Source organism: Pseudoalteromonas sp. TAE79 (assembly GCF_000498015.1).
Lineage (GTDB): Bacteria > Pseudomonadota > Gammaproteobacteria > Enterobacterales > Alteromonadaceae > Pseudoalteromonas.
In genome coordinates this window covers 1-954 of the sequence record NZ_AUTL01000053.1, presented here as the reverse complement: position 1 = coordinate 954, position 954 = coordinate 1, and the positions used below count along the sequence as shown (strand labels likewise).

At 36.5% G+C, this 954-nt stretch carries 2 protein-coding genes; one reads left to right on the top strand and one right to left on the bottom strand.

Translation table 11 applies throughout. The features are described 5' to 3' along the window. Positions 1-356 (top strand): cation:dicarboxylase symporter family transporter (locus tag L655_RS0101705; RefSeq protein WP_024603882.1); only part of this gene is annotated, 356 nt, incomplete at its 5' end. Positions 357-452: 96 nt separating this feature from the next. Here L655_RS0101705 and L655_RS0101700 read toward each other — a convergent pair. Beyond that, the coding region (locus tag L655_RS0101700) for a S49 family peptidase (protein ID WP_024603881.1) at positions 453-954 on the bottom strand (502 nt) is incomplete at its 5' end.

Sequence of the window (954 nt, the reverse complement as noted above, 5' to 3'; positions counted from 1 at the left end):
GTGTGGCTACCGTGTTCATTGCACAAGTATTTAGTGTCGATTTGACAATTTCTGATTATCTAATGGTTATATTAACAGCAACACTTGCCTCTGTAGGTACAGCAGGCGTACCTGGTGTTGGTTTAATAATGCTGGCCATGGTACTTAACCAAGTTGGCTTACCTGTAGAAGGGATTGCAATTATTATCGGTGTAGACCGCTTGCTAGATATGACACGTACAGCAGTTAATGTAACTGGCGATTGTATGGTTACCTGTGTTGTGGCTAAATCTGAAGGTGAACTTGATGAGAGCATCTTTAACGACCCTAATGCAGCTAAAGACTTAGAAGATTATCATAAGTCTATTGACTCATAAGCTACATTTATACAGCTATAAAAAAACCTTGATGCAATACATCAAGGTTTTTTTTCGAGTAGAAAGAAATAAACTGAATCGTAAAAAAATTCTAATCTAAGGATTTAGGGATTTAAATTTAGAGAGTAAGTTTATTCCCACTTTATTCACACCACTACTCAAGCCAAGAGCTAGCTTATCGCTCAGCCCTTTTTTAACTTTGTATTTAATCTTATAAATTTGACGCTCATGTTGCTGCTCTAGCAATGCATCATCACTCGTTTTTATTACGTCTACCAAGCCTTTATCTATCGCTTGAGTTGCAAACCAATGCTCACCTGTCGCAACTAAGTTTATATCTAAGCTTGGACGTTGAGTGCTTACAAACGTTTTAAATAAATCATGTGTTTGTTCAATTTCTTCACGAAATTTTTCACGGGCCTTATCTGTGTTTTCACCAAATAAAGTAAGTGTGCGTTTAAATTCACCTGCTGTTATTTGCTCAAATTCAACATCATTTTTCTTTAATATTTTATTAAAGTTAGGTATTTGAGCTATCACACCAATAGATCCAACTATTGCAAAAGGCGCTGCAAGTATCTCATCGGCTACACACGCC